The sequence below is a fragment of the Kribbella sp. NPDC056951 genome (assembly GCF_042674205.1).
In the GTDB taxonomy this organism is placed as follows: domain Bacteria; phylum Actinomycetota; class Actinomycetes; order Propionibacteriales; family Kribbellaceae; genus Kribbella; species Kribbella yunnanensis.
In genome coordinates this window covers 209921-228188 of record NZ_JBHUQZ010000005.1, presented here as the reverse complement: position 1 = coordinate 228188, position 18268 = coordinate 209921, and the positions used below count along the sequence as shown (strand labels likewise).

General features: G+C 66.7%; 14 protein-coding genes. 8 read left to right on the top strand and 6 right to left on the bottom strand.

All coding sequences use genetic code 11. From position 1 onward, the window contains the following. Positions 1 to 2: 2 nt before the first annotated feature. Positions 3 to 2105, bottom strand: a complete 2103-nt coding sequence (locus ACFTSF_RS21830) for a M6 family metalloprotease domain-containing protein (protein WP_380155517.1) — start codon at positions 2103 to 2105, stop codon at positions 3 to 5. Positions 2106 to 2258: 153 nt separating this feature from the next. Between ACFTSF_RS21830 and ACFTSF_RS21825 the strand changes: the two genes are divergently transcribed. The 3 genes from ACFTSF_RS21825 to ACFTSF_RS21815 are packed head-to-tail and all read left to right on the top strand — an operon-like array spanning position 2259 to position 6022. Continuing rightward, on the top strand, positions 2259 to 3617 hold the full coding sequence (locus tag ACFTSF_RS21825) for an NAD-dependent succinate-semialdehyde dehydrogenase (protein ID WP_380155516.1): 1359 nt from the start codon (positions 2259 to 2261) through the stop codon (positions 3615 to 3617). A 56-nt stretch (positions 3618 to 3673) separates the two neighbouring features. After that, entirely contained in the window at positions 3674 to 5032 is a 1359-nt protein-coding gene (locus ACFTSF_RS21820) for a hypothetical protein (protein WP_380155515.1), read from the top strand. Positions 5033 to 5086: 54 nt separating this feature from the next. Continuing rightward, a complete protein-coding gene (locus ACFTSF_RS21815) occupies positions 5087 to 6022 on the top strand; it encodes a trypsin-like serine peptidase (protein ID WP_380155514.1) in 936 nt (311 codons plus the stop codon). Here ACFTSF_RS21815 and ACFTSF_RS21810 read toward each other — a convergent pair. Further along, on the bottom strand, positions 6010 to 6489 hold the full coding sequence (locus tag ACFTSF_RS21810) for a helix-turn-helix domain-containing protein (protein ID WP_344145948.1): 480 nt from the start codon (positions 6487 to 6489) through the stop codon (positions 6010 to 6012). The genes ACFTSF_RS21815 and ACFTSF_RS21810 overlap by 13 nt on opposite strands. Positions 6490 to 6555: 66 nt before the next feature. Between ACFTSF_RS21810 and ACFTSF_RS21805 the strand changes: the two genes are divergently transcribed. Further along, positions 6556 to 7065 carry a PaaI family thioesterase gene (locus tag ACFTSF_RS21805; protein ID WP_380155512.1) on the top strand — a complete coding sequence of 170 codons (510 nt, stop codon included), beginning with the start codon at positions 6556 to 6558 and terminating at the stop codon, positions 7063 to 7065. Here the strand turns inward: ACFTSF_RS21805 and ACFTSF_RS21800 are convergent. Further along, the gene (locus ACFTSF_RS21800) at positions 7054 to 8343 is read right to left on the bottom strand and encodes an aminotransferase class I/II-fold pyridoxal phosphate-dependent enzyme (protein ID WP_380155511.1); all 1290 of its coding nucleotides are present in this window, start codon (positions 8341 to 8343) and stop codon (positions 7054 to 7056) included. The two genes, ACFTSF_RS21805 and ACFTSF_RS21800, sit on opposite strands and share 12 nt — an antisense overlap. A gap of 46 nt (positions 8344 to 8389) precedes the next feature. After that, entirely contained in the window at positions 8390 to 10801 is a 2412-nt protein-coding gene (locus ACFTSF_RS21795) for a penicillin-binding protein (protein ID WP_380155509.1), read from the bottom strand. A gap of 195 nt (positions 10802 to 10996) precedes the next feature. Between ACFTSF_RS21795 and ACFTSF_RS21790 the strand changes: the two genes are divergently transcribed. Beyond that, positions 10997 to 11599, top strand: a complete 603-nt coding sequence (locus ACFTSF_RS21790) for a hypothetical protein (protein ID WP_380155508.1) — start codon at positions 10997 to 10999, stop codon at positions 11597 to 11599. Here ACFTSF_RS21790 and ACFTSF_RS21785 read toward each other — a convergent pair. Together ACFTSF_RS21785 and ACFTSF_RS21780 are read right to left on the bottom strand one after the other, a co-directional pair. Then, entirely contained in the window at positions 11579 to 13849 is a 2271-nt protein-coding gene (locus ACFTSF_RS21785; protein ID WP_380155506.1) for a HelD family protein, read from the bottom strand. The two genes, ACFTSF_RS21790 and ACFTSF_RS21785, sit on opposite strands and share 21 nt — an antisense overlap. Positions 13850 to 13967: 118 nt before the next feature. Beyond that, positions 13968 to 14996 carry a LacI family DNA-binding transcriptional regulator gene (locus ACFTSF_RS21780; protein ID WP_380155505.1) on the bottom strand — a complete coding sequence of 343 codons (1029 nt, stop codon included), beginning with the start codon at positions 14994 to 14996 and terminating at the stop codon, positions 13968 to 13970. A 167-nt stretch (positions 14997 to 15163) separates the two neighbouring features. Between ACFTSF_RS21780 and ACFTSF_RS21775 the strand changes: the two genes are divergently transcribed. The 3 genes from ACFTSF_RS21775 (at position 15164) to ACFTSF_RS21765 (ending at position 18208) form a co-directional block, all read left to right on the top strand. After that, the gene (locus tag ACFTSF_RS21775) at positions 15164 to 16456 is read left to right on the top strand and encodes an extracellular solute-binding protein (RefSeq protein ID WP_380155504.1); all 1293 of its coding nucleotides are present in this window, start codon (positions 15164 to 15166) and stop codon (positions 16454 to 16456) included. A 74-nt stretch (positions 16457 to 16530) separates the two neighbouring features. Further along, positions 16531 to 17373 carry a carbohydrate ABC transporter permease gene (locus tag ACFTSF_RS21770; protein WP_380155762.1) on the top strand — a complete coding sequence of 281 codons (843 nt, stop codon included), beginning with the start codon at positions 16531 to 16533 and terminating at the stop codon, positions 17371 to 17373. 1 nt (position 17374) lies between these two features. After that, the gene (locus ACFTSF_RS21765; protein ID WP_344145924.1) at positions 17375 to 18208 is read left to right on the top strand and encodes a carbohydrate ABC transporter permease; all 834 of its coding nucleotides are present in this window, start codon (positions 17375 to 17377) and stop codon (positions 18206 to 18208) included. Positions 18209 to 18268: the final 60 nt, after the last annotated feature.

Sequence of the window (18268 nt, the reverse complement as noted above, 5' to 3'; positions counted from 1 at the left end):
GGTCAGCGCTTGATGGCGACGCAGGTTGCGGAGGCGGTCTTCGAGGGATCGCTCTCCGACTTCGCGGTCAAGGTGATCTTGGCGACCGGGCCCTGGCCGGCCTTCGCGTAGACCGGGACGGTGACTTGCTGGCCGGCGTTTGCGGTGGTGAGGGCGTTCGGGAGCGAGACCGACCACTCCTTGCCGTTCACCTTGGCGGACAAGCGGTAGACGTCACCCTTCAGGTACGCCGAGATGTCCTCGGGGTGCTCCGACGTGGCGCCGGCCTTGCCGGTGTTGGTGAGTTTGAAGTTGCAGGTCTGCACACCGGCACGACCCGGTACGGCGACAGTCGGCTGCACGCGGACACCGCGCTTCTGCGCCCCGGAACCGTCGAGTGAGCGGATCGCGACCGTGTACGAGAGCACGCCGGCGCGGTCCCGCCGTACGTTGGTGATGTAGAAGTGCAGACGGTTGGCGGTGTCGGTGTACTCGTACTCGCTGCCCGAGTTCGTGCCCGCGTGGAAGAGCGCGTCGGACAACTGGCGGTAGTCGCCGATCGTGATCGGGACCTTGGTGCCGTCCGGCAGCACGTAGTCGGTCATATTGATGTCCTGCGGGTTGGCGTCGATGACCCACTCGAACGGCGCCGCGTCCTGGTTCTTGGTCTTCGCCAGCAGGACACCGGAGTCGGGAGTGAACGAGTCCGTGCCCATCCGGTCGACGACCTCGACCGTGTAGTTCTGGTAGCCGCGGCCGTCACAGAACGGATCCTTCGACGTGTCACACGGCGGCGCGAGATCACCGGCACCACCAAGCTGGATGTTCACGCCGGCGAGCCCCTTAGGACCCGGGTCATTGGTCCGCGCGGTGACATCGGCGATCACGACCCCGGAACCAGAGAGCGCTTCCCGAGACAGGCGCAGGACGTTCTGCTCGTCGACCATGTTGAGCTTGATCTTGTTGCGCAGCATGTGTTGCGCACCCATCGAGGCCCCACCGGTCGCCGGGATCATCCACCGGCTGTGCGGACCACCTGGCCCGTTGAACGTGCCGCGGCTGAGCATCTCCCACGGTCCGCTGTAGTCACGCCGCGCCGGGATGCTGAACGGGTTGTTGTAGTTGTCGCCGATCCCGAGGATGTGGCTGAACTCGTGCGCGTACACACTCATCCCGGAGCTCTCGGCCTGGGTCGACGACCCGCCGCCGGCGTTCGGCCAGATCGTCGAACCGGACGCCCACGACGTCCACTCGACGTACCGGGTGTCGGACCAGTTCGGCATGGCCGGGTCCGGCGGGCCGAACTCGTCGCTGACGTCTTCCTTGGTCGGGAACTTCATCGGCCCGAACTCCTGCCAGGTCGACGACTCGTCCTGACCCGCGCTGAGGAAGAACACGAAGTCGAACCCGGCCGGCACCTGGGTGCCCTGGTCGGCCACCCACGCGGCCCGGCCGTCGGTGCGGATGTTCTTGGTGCAGGTGTCGCCGGCCGGGCAGTCGCTCGGCTTCTGCATCTCCATCGCGTACTCGTGCGACTTCCCCGGCATCCGGTACGGACCGAAGGACGTGAGTTCGACGCCGTACCGGCCGCCGGAGTCCTCCATCCAGTACTCGTGCAGGGTGTGACCGCGGTTGAGCGCGCCGGGCGTGTTCAGCAGGTTCTGGTAGAACTTCCCGACCTGATCACGCGGTACGCCGCTCGCCTCCGCACTCGGGTTGCCGAACACGGTCGACCCCTTCGGCTTCGTGACGACGAAGTCCGCGTTCGGGTAGTCCAGCAGCACCAACGCACCCTTGAACGTGCGCTGCGACCCCTTCACGTTCGGGTCCGACCAGTTCGTCCCGGGCGGCTTCTTGTAGTCCGACCACGTCATGTGGTCCGGGTTCTCCCAGTTCTGCGGATCAATCGGCCCCGGCAGCCCGTTCGCTCCGACGGTCGCGACGCGCTTGTCCGCGCCGGACTCCTGCCAGGGCTGCTGCTGCGGCCAGTGCGGGTACTGCCAGGCGTTCGCGGGATCCGGGGGAGCGGTCGCACTCGGCGCGGCCAGGGCCAGACTCGGCACCGAAATGGCCGCCAGTACGGCGACCACACGCAGGGCGACACGATATTTCCGTTGCTCAGACACGGGCGGGCATCCGATCGACGATGGGCGGGGATTTTCGAACAGCCATGAGCATGCCTCCTTACACCCCTGACCACAACAAATGAGATGACTGTATACAGTATGTGATTCTGTGGTTAGTCTGGCCGGGCATTGGCGGCGTGGGATGGAGGAGCTATGTACACGGTCACCGACCCGGCGACGGGTGTGCTGGTGGAGGAAGTGGCGAACTCGACGGAGGAGGAGGTTCGCGACGCGATCGGGCGGGTGCATGCGGCGTACCCGGGGTGGCGTGCGCTACCTGTCGGGGAGCGGGCCGCGATCGTGGCCCGGGCCGCGGACCTCTTCGAAGAGCGGGCTGCCGAGCTTGCCTCGATCATGACGCAGGAGATGGGGAAGCGGGTCAACGAAGGGCTGGGGGAGGTCGGCATCGTCGTCGACATCTTCCGGTACTACGCCGAGCACGGGCCGGCGTTGCTGGCGGACGAGCCGTTGACGGTGAAGGGCGGCCGGGCGGTGATCACCAAGGGGCCGATCGGAGCCCTGCTCGGGATCATGCCGTGGAACTTCCCGTGTTATCAGGTGGCGCGGTTCGTGGCGCCGAACCTGGTGCTGGGGAACACGATCCTGCTCAAGCACGCGTCGATCTGCCCGCGGTCGGCGCAGGCGATCGAGGAGATCCTGCACGCGGCCGGCGTACCGGACGGCGTGTATGTGAACACCTATGCGTCCAGCCGGCAGATCCCGGGCATCCTGGCTGACCCGCGCATCATGGGCGTCTCGCTGACCGGCAGTGAGCAGGCCGGGATCTCGGTCGCGGCCGAGGCCGGGAAGAACCTGAAGAAGACCGTGCTCGAACTCGGTGGTTCGGACCCGTTGATCATCCTCGACACCGCGGACATGGACGAGACGGTCAACGCCACCGCGACCGCCCGGATGCGGAACTGCGGTCAGTCGTGCAACGCGCCCAAGCGGATCATCGTGCTCGCCGACCTGTACGACGAGTATGTCGATCGGCTGACCAAGCGTGTCGCCGAGTACTACGTGCCCGGCGATCCGGCCGACCCGAAGACCAAATTGCCGCCGCTCGCCTCGATCGCGGCCGCCGATGAGGTCGCCGGCCAGGTGGCGAAAGCGGTCGAGCAAGGCGCAACGCTCAAGGCGGGCGGCCGACGAATCGGCCCCGGCGCCTACCTCGAGGCGACCGTCCTCACCGATGTCGTGCCCGGCATGGACGCTTACCACGAAGAGATCTTCGGCCCGGTCGCGATCGTCTTCAAGGCGGCCGACGACGACGATGCGATCCGCATCGCCAACGACACGCCGTTCGGTCTCGGCGCCAGTGTCTGGGGTACCGACCCGGATCGGCTGCGTCGGGTCGCGGATCGCATCGACGCCGGAATGATCTACTTCAACCGCGCCGGCGGTTCCCAGGCCGACCTCCCGTTCGGCGGCATCAAACGTTCCGGCATCGGCCGCGAACTCGGCCCCGCCGGTATCGAGGAGTTCATGAACCACAAGTCGATCCGGCTCTGATGGCAGCTTGACGCCACAGCGCGTGACGACGGGTCGTCAGCGGTCAGGCTTTCGGTATGAAAGATGACCGGTTGGCTGCTGCCCTTGGGAACGCGTCGTTGCTCGGCGTCGGCTACATGCTGTTGCGTCGCTGGCGGTTGGCGATCGCTGCGCAGGTGATCACGGTGGCGCTCGTGCTGATCCTGGTGTCACAGAAGGCGTTGTGGTGCGAGATCGCGCTGGCGGTGTGGTGGGTCGCGGTCGTGGTGCACGGCTGGACTGCGGCCGGGAAGCCCGGCACGCGGCCGGTGCGCGAGCAGCGCGTGATGGCCCTGTGTGTCACGGTTCCGGTCCTCCTGGCCGGCGGCTTCTTCCGGTACGACGCCGCCGGCATCCAGCGCGATGTCGCCGAGGCCCGCGCGGCCGGGGACTGCGCGGGCGTCACGGCCGCCCAATCGAAGGCCCGGTACGGCGATCGTGTCGCCGACGCGCCGGGTATCGAAAAGCTCGGCGCCGATGTCGAGGCGTGTGCGGAGCTCCGCGAAATCGCGCGGATGCTACCCGGCACCTTGCCCGGCCACACGAACCTTCTGGCCGAGCAGTTCGAGAAGCTCGATGCAGTGCTCGCGAAACCGGGGCAGGACAAGACCGTGGAGAAGGTGCTCGACGAGTACCTCGGCAGCCTGACTGCGCAGAGCCCGTGCAACACCGTCAAGCTCGCCACCTGGCTGCGGGATCGCCAGAAGACGCGGAACATACTGGACAAGGCGGGTCCCGTCGGCGACGGTCTCGTGCCCGGCAACCAGTTCGCGTGCGCGCAGTCCGAGGCCAAGGCCGCTCAGTGGCGCGCGGCGTCGTACCGGTATCGGGAGCTGATCGCCCGGTATCCCAAGGCTCCCGTCACCTCCAAAGCGCGGGCCGCGCTGGTCGTGGCCACGCTGAAGGTGCAGTTGCTCGACATCCGTGGACTGATCGACTCGGGGGAGTACTGCGCCAAGCCGGCCGCGTACGGCGGTGCGCCGCGCTACCGCGGCGGGGTGAACCGCGCCCTCATCCTCGGCGCGCAGGAGGGGTACGCGAGCCAGTTGCCGAGCCAGTGGAAGACCACAGTGCCGACCAATGCCTCGGTGGTGATCTGCACCGAAGAGGTGGAGGACGGACCGGCGATCAGGACCTGCCCGTACGTTCGCGAGGGCTACAACTTCGACTTCTACCGCACGTTCCGCAAGGTCGTGGTTCCGGTGAAGGTCTACGCGATGCGTACCGGCCGGCTGGTGAAGGCCGCCAAGGTGGTGATCGATGGTCCGGCCTGCCCAGCGGTCTACACCGACAGCTCGGGTCTGCTTCCGATCGCCGGGGAGACGATTTCGACGCCGGTGGAGCCGACTGCGGCGAACATTCGGGCTGCGTTCCAACCGTTGCTGGTCCGGCCCTGAAGGCCTATCGTTTCGCGCACCTAATGTGACCGCCCGCTCACTGTGAGGTGCACGATGCGATTCCGCCCAGTTTTGCCCGCCCTGCTGGCCATTTCCTGCCTGGTGGCCGGTGCTACGACCGCTACCGCGGCGAGCCCGTCGACGACGCATGAGGCCGCAACCACCAAAGCCCAGCAGGCCAAGGTGGCCGACTTCTGGACTCCCGAGCGGATGCGATCCGCCGTGCCGATCGATCAGCTACTCACACCCAAGCAGCGCATCAACACCGGCAAGATTGCTGCTGGCAAGCCGAATACCGTCGCACCGACTGCGTTCCCGAGCGGAGGAGGCGCGTGGACGGGTGGCGGCAAGATCGTTGCCACCGAGGGGCGCGTGTTCTTCACCTACACCGGTCGTACGGCGTCCTGCAGCGGGACCGCGGTGACGAGCGGCAACAAGAGCACGGTCATCACGGCCGGGCACTGCGTGAAGCTCGATGGTGCGTTCCACACCAACTGGGTGTTCGTCCCGGCGTACAACAGCGGCGCGACGCCGTACGGGACGTGGACCGCGAAGAAGACCTACGCGACTCCGCAGTGGGTTGCCAGCGAGGACATCAACTACGACGTCGGCGCGGCGGTTGTGAACCCGCTGAACGGCGCGAGCCTGACCGACGTGGTCGGTGGGCAGGGGATCGCGTTCAACCAGGCGCGCGGCCAGAACATGTACGCGTTCGGGTACCCGGCAGCAGCGCCGTACGACGGCTCCAAGCTCATCTACTGCAGCGGCAAGGTGTTCAACGCGTTCATCTCGGACGGTATCGGGATGACGTGTGACATGACCGGCGGCTCGAGTGGTGGCGGCTGGTTCCTGCAGTTCAGCGAGTCGACCGGCGCCGGCATCGTCAACTCGGTGAACAGCTACAAGATCAACTTCATCCCGACCTGGATGTTCGGCCCGTACTTCGGTGCCGACGCCCAGAACCTCTACAACACCGCTCAGGCAGGCTGATCCCTGCGGTGCGCACCGGGTCCGGGGCGCGGTACGGCGTCGCGTGGTGAAGCGACGTGATGACCGGCCGCGCAGCGGACCTCGGTGTGCACGAGCGCACCGCACTCGCGGTGGGTGACCTCGAGCGGCGCACCTTCGTCGCCGGCCAGATACTTGTCGCCCCAGTCGCGGATCGCGATCAGGATCGGGTAGAGGTCGAGCCCTTTGGCCGTCAGCCGGTACTCGAAGCGCTGCCGCGCGCCCGGCTCCTGGTACGGCGTGCGTCGCAGGATCCCGTGGTCGACCAGCGTCGCGAGGCGGTTCGACAGGACCTGTCGCGGCACCTGTGTCCGCGTCCGCATGTCGTCGAAGCGGCGGATGCCGTTGAACACCTCGCGCAGTACGACGACCGTCCACCGCTCGCCGATGATCTCCATCGTCTTGCCGACCGGGCAGTTGTCCGCCGACCAATCCAGCGCGTTGTACATGAACGGCAGTCTAATGAGCTCTAGGTCTCGTTGACAGACTCAGCTGGGAGCTGTGAGGCTCGGGGCATGACGGACATCCAGGACGGTCCCCGCACCCGCACGTTCAGCTGGCCGGATCCGGCGGTGATCGCGGCCCGGGTCGGTACGACGTCCGGGCTGGAGATGCTGCAGGCGCTGCGCGACGGGGAGATCCCGGCACCGCCGATCCTGCAGTTGGTCGGGGCGACCGGGATCGAGGTCGAGGAGGGTCAGGTGACGGTCTTCATGCCGGCCCAGGAGTACCACTACAACCCGCTCGGCACGGTCCACGGCGGCGTGATCGCGACGCTGCTCGACACCGCCGCGGGCTGCACGGTCCACTCGACGCTGCCCGCCGGAACCGGCTACACGTCACTCGACCTGAACACGCGCTTCATCAAGCCGGTCACCGTGAAGTCCGGCGAACTGCGCTGCACCGGCTCGATCATCAGCCGCGGCCGCCGGACCGCGGTGGCCGAAGCGCGGCTGGTGGACGAGCGCGGCACCTTGCTGGCGCACGCCACGTCCACCTGCCTGATCTTCGAACTAGGCCAGTAGTTTCTCTACGGCCGACAACCGCACGCAGACCGTCAGACCGGCGACCGCGGTCTCGAGCTCGTCGAGCTCCGGGTACGTCGGTGCGATCCGGATGATGCTGTCGGCCGGGTCATCGCCGTACGGGTGGGTGGCGCCGGCCGGGGTGAGCGCGATCCCGGCCGCCTTCGCCTTGGCGACGACGTCGGCGGCGCAGCCCTCGGGCACCCGCAGCGTGATGAAGTAGCCGCCGGTCGGCGCGTTCCAGGACGCGAACCCGCTGTCGCCGAGCTCGGCGGTGAGGATCTTGTCGACCGCCTCGAACTTCGGCCGGATCAGCCCGGCCAGCTGCCGCATGTGCTCGTGCAGGCCGTCCGCGTCGCGCAGGAACTGCACGTGCCGGAGCTGGTTGACCTTGTCCGGCCCGATGCTCCGCTTGGCCGTGTGGCTCGACCACCACTTCAGGTTCGCCGGCGACGAACCGAAGAACGCGACCCCGGCCCCGGCGTAGGTGATCTTCGAACTGGATCCGAACACGAAGACGCGATCCGCGTTCCCGTGCTCAGCAGCCAAAGCCAGTACGTCGGCCAGTTCTGCGTGCTCGTCGGTCAGGTGGTGCACGGCGTACGCGTTGTCCCAGAAGATCCGGAAGTCCGGCGCGGCCGTCGTCATCGCGGCGAGCCGGCGCACCGTCTCGGCCGAGTACGTCGTGCCGTCCGGGTTGCTGTACTTCGGCACGCACCAGATGCCCTTGATCGAGGCGTCACCGGCCACCAGCCGCTCGACCTCGTCCATGTCCGGGCCGTCCGGCGTCAGCGCGACCGGGACCATCTTGATCCCGTAGCGCTCGCAGATCCCGAAGTGCCGGTCGTAGCCGGGGACCGGGCACAGGAAGGTGATCTCGTCCTCGTCGGCCCAGCGGCGCTCGGCGCCCGGCACCTGACCGAGCAGCGCGAACACGATCGCGTCGTGCATCAGCTCGAGGCTGGAGTTGCCCGCGGCGAGCAGCTGGTCGGCCGGCACCTGCAGGTCCGCGGCGAAGATCGCCCGCAGCTCGGGCAGCCCGTTCGGACCGCCGTAGTTGCGCAGGTCGGTCCCGTCGGCGGACACCGGGCGCTCGATCGCACCGAGGATCGCATCGGCGAGATCGAGCTGGCGCGGCGACGGTTTACCGCGGGTCAGGTCGAGCTTCAGCCCCTTCGCGGCAAGTGCGTCGTACTCCGTCTGGGCGCGGTCCCGCTGCGCCGTCAACTCTTCCACCGTCAAGGCCGAACCACCCACGACATTTCCCTTCGCTGCCATCGTTACGGACAGCTTAATGGGACGTGACGGTTCGCTATACCACGGGTCAGCGGCCGTTGCACTTGGGGAACTTCGGGTCCCACGGCGGACAGGTCGGGCGCCCCGGCCCGGTCGGCTTGGTGGGCGGCGGAATCGGGATCGTCGGGATGCCTGGTGTTACCGGGGGAGTGGGCGGCAGCGCCTTGCTGCCGTTCGACAGCCACAGCGTGACCAGGGCACCCGGCAGCGCGCCGTCCTCGGTCCGCGGGCTGGTGTAGGCGACCGTGCCGGAGACCGCGTCGGAGTCGACCAGGGTGTCGGAGACGGAGACCTTGAAGCCGAGTGCCTGGAGCGCGGCGGTCGCCTGCTCCGGAGTCATCCCCTTCACCATCGGCAGGTCCTTGACGTTACCGCGGATGGTCTTCTCGTCCGGCTGCACGAACTTCGACGACGGCAGCCCGGCCAGGATGCCCCGCATCGCGGTCTCCCAGATCGGACCCGCCGTACCGGAACCCGAGACCTCGTGCCCCAGTGTCCTGCCGTTGAAGGTCTGGTTCATGAGGTTGGTCGCCGGCGGCGTGGCGTCAGCGACCACCGAGGCGGCCGCGTACTTCGACGAGTAGCCGGCGAACCACACGGCCTTGTTCTCGTTGACCGTTCCGGTCTTACCGGCCAGGTCGCTGCGGCCGAACTTCAGCTTGCTACCGGTACCACCCGGCTCCATCACCTCGTGCAGCACGTAGTTGACGCCGTCCGCGACCTGCGGGGTCATCACCGGCTTGCAGCTGCGGCCCGGGGTCGCGATCGACTTGCCGCGGACGCTGGCGACCGCGGTGACCACCTGCGGGTTGCAGAACACTCCGCGGGCCGCGAACGTCGCATACGCGCTGGAGAGCATCATCGGCGTGATCAGACCGGCCGAGCCGAGCGTCATCGACGGGACCTGCAGCAGCGGCTTCTCGGTCTGCGCGTCGCGCATGCCCATCCGCGCCGCGAGGGTGGCGATCGGGCACAGCCCGACCTGCTGGGACAGCTGCAGGAAGTAGGTGTTGGTCGAGGCGCGAGCGGCGTCGATCATCGACGGGTCCGGGACGGTCTTGGTCGAGTTCTTCGGGGTGTAGTCCGGGTCCGAGGCGACCCCGGTGCAGGTCTTGAAGTCCTGCCCGCTCAGATCGAGGGTCTGCGGGGAGTTGATCCGGTAGTTGAGCGGGACGCCCTTCTGGATCGCGGCGGCGATGGTGAACGCCTTCATCGTCGACCCGTTCTGGAACCCGCCGAACCCACCGGGGTAGGACTTCTCGACGTTGTAGTTGTACGCCGTCTGGTTCTTCTTGAACCCGTACGGCTTGCTCTGCGCCATCGCCTTCACCAGACCGGTGTTCGGCTCGACCACGGTGATCGCGGCGACCGCCTGGTCGGTCGGCTTGGAGTGCTTGTCGATGGAGCTCTGGGCCGCGGCCTGCATCTTCGGGTCGAGTGAGGTCCGGATCGTCAGACCGGCGGTCTGGATGTAGTTCTCCCGATCCTCCTTGGACCGGCCGAAGACCGGGTTCTCCTTCAGCTTGGCCACCACGTAGTCGCAGTAGAACGGGTACTTCGAGTTCGCGCAGCCGTTCGGCACGACCTGGATCTTGCGCGGGTCGATGACGGGCGTCTTCATCGCGGCCGCGGACTGCTTGGCGGTGATGATGCCGAGGTCGCGCATCCGCATCAGCACGGTGTCGCGGCGGTCCTTGGCCTTCTTCGGGGCGTCGGTCGGGTCGTAGCCGACCGGGTTCTTCACCAGCCCGGCCAGCAGCGCGGCCTGCGGCAGGGTGAGCTTCGACGCGGGGACCCCGAAGTAGTGCCGGGCTGCGGCCTCGACGCCGTACGAGCGGCCGCCGAAGAAGGCGAGGTTCAGATAGCGGTGCAGGATCTCGTCCTTGGAGACCTTTTGCTCGACCGCGATGGCGTAGCGCAGCTCGGCGATCTTGCGCTCGTAGGTGTCGGCGGTCGCGGCCGCACGCTCCTCGGGAGTCTTCGCCTTCGCGACCAGGCTGAGCTTGACGTACTGCTGGGTGATGCTGGAGCCGCCCTGGGAGACGCCGCCGGCCGTCTGGTTCCGGAGGAGCGCGCGCAGCGTGCCCTTGGCGTCGATGGCGCCGTGCTCGTAGAAGCGGTCGTCCTCGATCGCCACGATCGCCTTCAGCATGATCGGGTTGATCGCCTTCAGCGAGACCTCGGTCCGGTTCTCCTTGTACAGGGTCGCGATCAGCGATCCGTCCGCCGCCTGGATGACCGTCTTCTGCTGCGATGCCGGGATCGCCAGGTCCTGCGGGAGGAACTGGACGGTGTTGTGCACCGTCTGCGTGGTCACGCCGGCCAGACCGGCCAGCGGGAGCGCCAGACCGGCAACGAGGGCGCCGGACAACGTGCTCACCAGGAGGAAAAGGAGCACCGACCGGAAGGCACCGGGGCGGGCCGGCTCACTTCTGTGCATGACCCGGCACAGTACGGCAGGTCAGGGGCCTTCGGCAGGCCGTACGTTACGGAATTAACACATTTGACCCGCAATTTCACCCTGCGTGTTCACGCTCTCACTCCCCGGTGGCGAAACGGACGTGCCACTCCGTGATCAACCACGTCGACGTGACCGGCGTCTCATCCCGTAAGAGAGCGAACAAAGGGGAGAAGCATGAAGCGATTGATGATCACGTCGCGTCGCTCGTTGATCGGTCTGGCCGCGCTCGCGACGGCCGGGCTGGCGCTGACGGGGGTGGCACCGGCCCGGGCGCGAGTAGTTGCTGCCAGCAACAGCCAGGCGCTGACGTACGGTCAGCGGAACTTCGACTGTGACCCGGAGTACGGCTGCCACGCCTCGGCGGTACTGCCGAAGTCCTGGAAGTACACCAAGCTGGGTAACGGTGAAGGCCGTTTCTCCGATCGCGCCGTACCGCGGATGATCCGGATCGACACCAACCTGCCGATGGCCCCGGGCACCGCGACCGCGGCGCAGCGGAAGCAGAAGGCACTCAAAGGCACGCCGGGACTGAAGATCCTCGGTCTCCAGAACGGCACGATGAAGTCGACGATGCAGCAAGGTCCGCTGCGGATCTCCACGCTCGTCTACACCTACCGGAGCGGATCGACCACCCGCTGGGTGGCGACCCGCTACATCGGCTTCCACGGCAGCAAGATCGCAGGTGCCGAGGTCACGGTCGCCGGCCGCGTGCAGGACCGCGTGCTGCTCGGCACGGTGCTGACTAAGGCCACGCAGTCACTGGCGCTGTACGGCTAGCACCTCCGGAAGGTCGCCGTCAGCCAGGATGCCAAGGCGTTTGGTGGCCCGGGTGACGGCGACATAGAGGTCTGAGAGTCCGCGGCGGGACTCGGCGATGATGCCGGCCGGGTCCGCGATCAGCACCGCGTCGAACTCGAGACCCTTGGAGCGCGTGACATCGAGCAGCGCGACCGGCGCGTCGAGTACGGCGGGATCATTGCTGTAGGCAACATCCTCCAGTACGGCGGCCAATTCGTCGTACCGGGGTCCCGGGACGAGCACCGCGAGCCGGCCGTCGCCGATCGCCTCCCGCTCGGTCTTGATCGCGTCGCGGAGCGCGTCGACGAACTCTGCACTCGGTACGGCGCGGATCCACGGCTCGTCGTCGCCATCGCGTACCGACACCGGTGGTTGCAGGGTCGGATCGATCGCGGCGAGCACATCGGCCGCCACCGTCATGATGTCGGTCGGCGTGCGGTAGTTGACGGTCAGCTCGGCACTTCGCCAGCGGCGTGGCGCGTACTGCTCGAGAAGATCGGACCACGACTTCACACCGGCGTCCGTCCCGGTCTGCGCGATGTCACCGACCAGCGTCATCGAACGGCGCGGGCAGCGGCGCATCAGGAGCCGCCAATCCATCGCCGACAACTCCTGCGCCTCGTCCACGATGACGTGCCCGAAGACCCAGCTGCGATCGGCAGAAGCGCGTTCGGACACCGTGCCCGGGTTCCGGATCAGCTCGGTGCGTTGAGCGATGAGGTTCTCGAACTGCTCGATCTCCCACGGCATCACGACAATGTTCTGCGCCTCCATCTGAACCTGCACGACCTCCTTGGCATACCGCCAGTTCTCCTCGGCCTCCGCAGCCGCCGCGGCGGTCTGTTGCTTCCGGGCCGCCACGGTGGAATCGAGCTCACCGATCAACTCGGCGGCCTCGTCGAGCAGCGGTACGTCGGATGCCGTCCACGGCGCGTTGATCGGCCGGAGGATCGCGGCCTGATCGTCCGCACTCAGCTGCGGTGCCGCCGCGGCCAGGCGTTCGGCCGAGGACAGCAGCACGCTGACCAGGAGCTGCGGGGTGAGCTCGGGCCACAGGTGGTCCAGAACGCTGTGCACACGCTCGTCCTCGGCCAGCTCCTTGCGGATGTCCTCGATGTCGTCCGTACCGACGTACTGCCGGCCGATCGTGTCGACGACCTGGTTGGTGAGGACGGTCAGGATGCGGCGGATGAAGATCCGCCGGGCCGGGTTGTGCGGCTCGTCGGACTCGAGTGCCTTCTCCTTGGCCTTCCGCACCGCATCGGGTCGCAGGACCAACTCGTGTTGATCGACCTTGAAATTGAGCGGCGCATCCGGGACCCGCTGGAAGTTCGCGACCGCCTGGGCCAGGACGTCGACCATCGCCAGGTCGCCCTTCACCCGCGCGGCGGCCGCGTCCTCGGCCGCAGTCGCCTCCACGCCCGGATACAGCTCGCCGACCGTCGCCAGTACGACGTCGGTCTCGCCCAGCGACGGCAACACCTGATCGATATAGCGCAGGAAGGTCGTGTTGGGCCCCACGACCAGTACGCCGTTCCGCGACAGCTGCTCGCGATGCGTATAAAGCAGGTACGCCGCTCGGTGCAGCGCAACCACGGTCTTCCCGGTACCGGGCCCACCCTGGACGACCAGTACGCCGGGGAGTTCGGAGCGGATGATCTCGTCCTGCTCGGTCTGGATGGTCGCGACGATCTCGTTCATCCGGCCGGTGCGATTGGCGCCGAGTGACGACATCAACGCCGCCTCGCCGATCAGCGTGCTGCGATCGCTGTCCTGCAACGCCTCGAGATCGAGTACGTCGTCGTCCACACCGATCACCGTGCGGCCGTTCAGGCGGATGTGCCGGCGCCGGGTCACTCCGAGCGGCGCGGCCGGGGTGGCGCGGTAGAAGGACTGCGCGAGCGGCGTCCGCCAGTCGATCAGCAGCGGGTCGTACTCCTCGTCGAACAGCCCGATCCGCCCGATGTGGAACCGTTCGCCGTCGGTCTCGTCGATCCGGCCGAAACACAATCCGCGTTCCACCGACGAGAGTTGGGCGAATCGACCGGAGAACAGATTGGTGAAGGATTCGCGTTCGCTGTAGCCCTGCAGATTGTCGACGGTGTTCTCACCCTGAACCCGGTCCAGCTCGCCGCGTGCCCTTTCGCGCAAGACGTCGAGCCGTTCGTACATGATCGCCACATGCCCTTGTTCTTCTGCCACTTGCTGTGCCAGCAGCTCGTCCGTCACAGTGCCCCCGACCCTTCTTGAAATACCTGGGAATGTCTGATAATCTGGTCTTAGTTGCCCCAAGAGGGCAACTTTTTTTGTTTCAGACACAAACACCCAACGGTATCTATTTCCGGGGTTACTCGCAAGCAATAGGCGCGGCCGAGCCGCGAACAATCAAAGTCGTGGCGAGTTCGACATGGTGCGAATCGATGGTCTCGCCCGCGGCCAGCCGCAGCGCGGTGCGCAAGGCGACAGCGCCCATCTCGCGCAACGGTTGTTTGACCGTGGTCAACGGCGGCGAGGCGAGCCGCGCGACCTGCGTGTCGTCGAAGCCGACCACACTGAGGTCCTCCGGGATCCGCAGTCCGCGGGCCCGGGCCGCCTCCATCACACCGAGCGCGACCTCGTCGCTGCCGGCGAAGATCGCGGTCGGCCGGTCCGGTAGGTCGAGGAGGACGGTTCCGCCGGCTACGCCGTCGTCGTACAGGAAGTCGCGTTGCCAGATGTAGTGCTTCGGCACCGTCGCGCCGACGGCCTCCATCGCGCTGCGGAAGCCACTCATCCGCGCCTGATTGCAGCCCGAGGCGGGCGGGCCGCCGAGGTAGGCGATCTTTCGGTGCCCGAGGTCGAGCAGGTGCTGGGTCGCAGCCATGCCGCCGGCGAAGTTCGTCGAGCCGACACTCGTCATGTCCGGCTCCGGGATGTTCGCCGGATCGATGACCACCAAGGGTAACCGGGCGCGGGACACGGCCGCGAGGTCGGCGGCGGTCAGCTCACTCGTGATACCGATCGCAGCCCGGCGACCGCCGCTGATCAGCTCGCGGATCCAGCGGCTCGCCCGGTCCGTCGGGCTGGATTCGTTGCGCGGATGCGCGTTCAGTACGACGTCGACGTTCGCCGCCTGACCCGCGTCGACGACGCCCTGGATCACCTCGACCGAATAGTTGTTCAGGGCCCCTTGGTAGAAGAGCTCGACCGAGGCCCGGACCACGGTCTCGGGCCGGCGGCCGACGTACCCGTGCTGGGTGAGGAGGTCCTGGACCCGGGCACGGGTCGCGGACGACACGTCGCTGCGGCCGTTGAGGACCTTGGAGACCGTCGCGATCGAGACCCCGGCGGTCTTCGCGACGGTGGACAGGGTGACCGTGGTCTTCGGACGTGGCATCTCGTTCCTCCTCCTGATAAAGGTCCATTATCGAAACTTTTCGAAGGCTCTGACAAGCCTTGACAGGTGTTTCTCCGAAACCTACGTTACGAAACACCTTCAGGGAGACGGAGATCACAGTGGACCCGATCAGAACATCTCGACGGACTTTTCTGAGCCTGGCGGCGGTGAGTGCGCTCGCGGCCTGCGGTACGTCCGGCCCCAAGACCACATCCGGCTCGTCTGGTGGCGCGGCCGGCGGCGGAGCGTCGTACTGGTTCCTCACCGGGCAGCCGGGCGAGACCATCCGCGAGGCGCAGGTCAAGCGGTTCAACGAGGCGAACTCGGGCACGCAGCTGAAGACCAACAAGTTCCAGAACGACGCCTTCAAGCAGAAGATCAAGACCGCCATCGGCGCGGGCCAGGGACCGACGCTGATCTGGGGCTGGGGCGGCGGCGGGCTGAAGAGCTACGTGGATGCCGGGCAGGTCGAGGATCTGACCAGCTTCTTCGGCGAGAACGCGGCGCTGAAGGACTCGATCTTCCCGTCCGCGTTCGGTGCGGCCACGGTGAGCGGCAAGATCTACGCGATGCCGGTCGAGACCGTGGCGCCGATCGTGCTGTTCTACGACAAGCGCTCGTTCGAGAAGATCGGGGCGCAGCCGCCGCAGTCGTGGGGCGACATCATGGACCTGGTGCCGAAGTTCAACGCGGCCGGGATCGCGCCGTTCTCGCTCGGTGGGCAGTCGCGCTGGACCAACATGATGTGGCTGGAGTTCCTGTTCGACCGGATCGGCGGCAGTGAGGTCTTCGGCAGCATCTTCGAGGGTAAGGCGAACGGCTGGTCCGATCCGTCCGCGCTGAAGGCGCTCGACGAGATGCAGAAGCTGATCAAGGCCGGCGGTTTCATCAAGGGCTTCTCCTCGATCACCGCCGACTCGAACGCCGATCAGGCACTGCTGTTCACGGGTAAGGCCGCGATGATGCTGCACGGCGCCTGGACCTACGGGAACATGAAGACGTCCGGCAAGGACTTCGTCACCGGCGGGCACCTGGGCTACATGAACTTCCCCGGTGTCGACGGCGGCAAGGGCGATCCGAGCGACACCGTCGGCAACCCCGGGCAGTACCTGTCGATCTCGTCGAAGGCGAGCGACGCGGACAAGGCGACGGCGAAGAAGTTCCTGGCCAACAACGTCGTGGACGATGCCTCGGTCAACGAATGGGTGACGACCGGGAACATCTCGGTCGCGAAGAGCTCGAAGGACCGGCTGGCCGCGATCACCGACAAGAACGACGCCGACTGGCTGAAGTTCGTCTACGACACCTCGGCGAACGCGAAGACCTTCGCACAGTCGTGGGACCAGGCGCTCAGCCCGACCCAGGCCGAGACGCTGCTCGACAACATCGCGAAACTCTTCCAGCTCTCGATCTCGCCGCAGCAGTTCGCCGACAGTATGAACGCGGTGATCGGCAAGTGAGCTCGCCCGGCCGGACGGTTTCCAGGTCGGGTCCCGCGTCAGGTTCCTCGCATGGGACCGGAGCGGTGACCTGGATGGTGTTGCCGGCTTTGGCGATGTTCGTGCTGTTCGGGGTGGTGCCGCTGGTCGGCGTACTGGTGCTGAGCTTTACGCAGTGGGACGGGCTGGGCGCGATTCGCCCAGCCGGGCTGGCGAACTGGGGATCGGTGCTGTCCGATCCCGGGTTGCCGCATGCGATCTGGGTGACGTTCGAGATCATGATCCTGTCCTGGGTGGTGCAGACTCCGCTGAGTCTGCTGATCGGGACGTTCCTGGCCGGGCGGCAGCGGTACCGCGGATTCCTCGCGGTGCTCTACTTCGTACCGCTGCTGCTCAGCTCGGCCGCGATCGCGATTACCTACAAGGCCTTGCTCGACCCGAACTTCGGGCTCGGCGCCGGTCTGAAGATCGGGTTCCTCACCCAGGACTGGCTCGGTAGCAGCAGTCTCGCGGTCGGTGTGGTGATCTTCGTGGTGTCGTGGCAGTTCATCCCGTTCCATTCGCTGATCTACCAAGGTGGTGTCCGGCAGATCCCGACCACGATGTACGAGGCGGCCGAGATCGACGGCGCCGGGCGGATCCGGCAGTTCTTCAGCATCACGGTGCCGCAGCTGAAGTACACGATCATCACGTCGTCGACGCTGATGGTGGTCGGTTCACTGACCTTCTTCGACCTGATCTTCGTACTGACTGCGGGCGGACCTGGTGATGCGACGCGGGTACTGGCACTGGACATGTACAAGCGCGGCTTCCAGGCGAACCTGATGGGTCCGGCGAGTGTGATCGCCGTACTGCTGGTGCTGATCGGCCTCGCGCTGGCGTTGCTGCTGCGCCGGCTCGGCGGCAGTACGACGGCCAGTCAGCAGGAGGGAGCCTGAGATGTCCGCCCGCAAACTCATCCGCCTGAACTGGCTCGGCGGCTCGGCCGCGTGGTTGTGGCTGGTGATCGTGATGATCCCGCTCTACTGGATCGTGGTGACCAGCTTCAAGGACCAGAGCGCGTACTTCAGCCAGAACCCGTTCGCATTACCGACCGCCCCGACGGCCGAGAACTACCGGATGGTGATCGAGGCCGATTTCCCGCGGTACTTCGTGAACAGCGTGATCGTCACGGCCGGCACGATCATCCCCGCGGTGACGATCTCGTTCCTCGCGGCGTACGCGATCGTGCGTGGTGCCGGGAGCCGGTTCCTGGCCGGGGTGAACGGGTTGTTCCTGATGGGACTGGCGATTCCCTTGCAGGCAACGATCATCCCGGTCTACCTGCTGATCATCCGGATGCGCCTGTACGACAGCCTGCTCGCGATCGTGCTGCCGTCGATCGCGTTCGCGATACCGCTCTCCGTACTCGTGCTGACGAACTTCATCCGCGACGTCCCGAAGGAACTCTTCGAGTCGATGCGGGTCGACGGCGCGACCGAGTGGGGAATGCTGCGCACACTCGCGTTCCCGCTGACCCGGCCGGCCTTGGTGACGGTCGCGATCTACAACGGGTTGGGAGTGTGGAACGGGTTCCTGCTGCCGCTGATCCTGACGCAGAGCCCCGAGCAGAGAACGCTCCCGCTGGCGCTCTGGACTTTCCAGGGGCAGTACAGCGTGAACGTCCCGGCCGTACTGGCCTCGGTCGTCCTCACCACCTTGCCCATCGCAATCCTGTACGCCGTCGGTCGCCGCCAGCTCCTGAGCGGCCTAACCGCAGGCTTCAGCCGCTGATCACCCGCCAGCTGCTTGTTCGCCGGCCGGGGAGCGCTCTCTCCGGCCGGCGCACTCTTG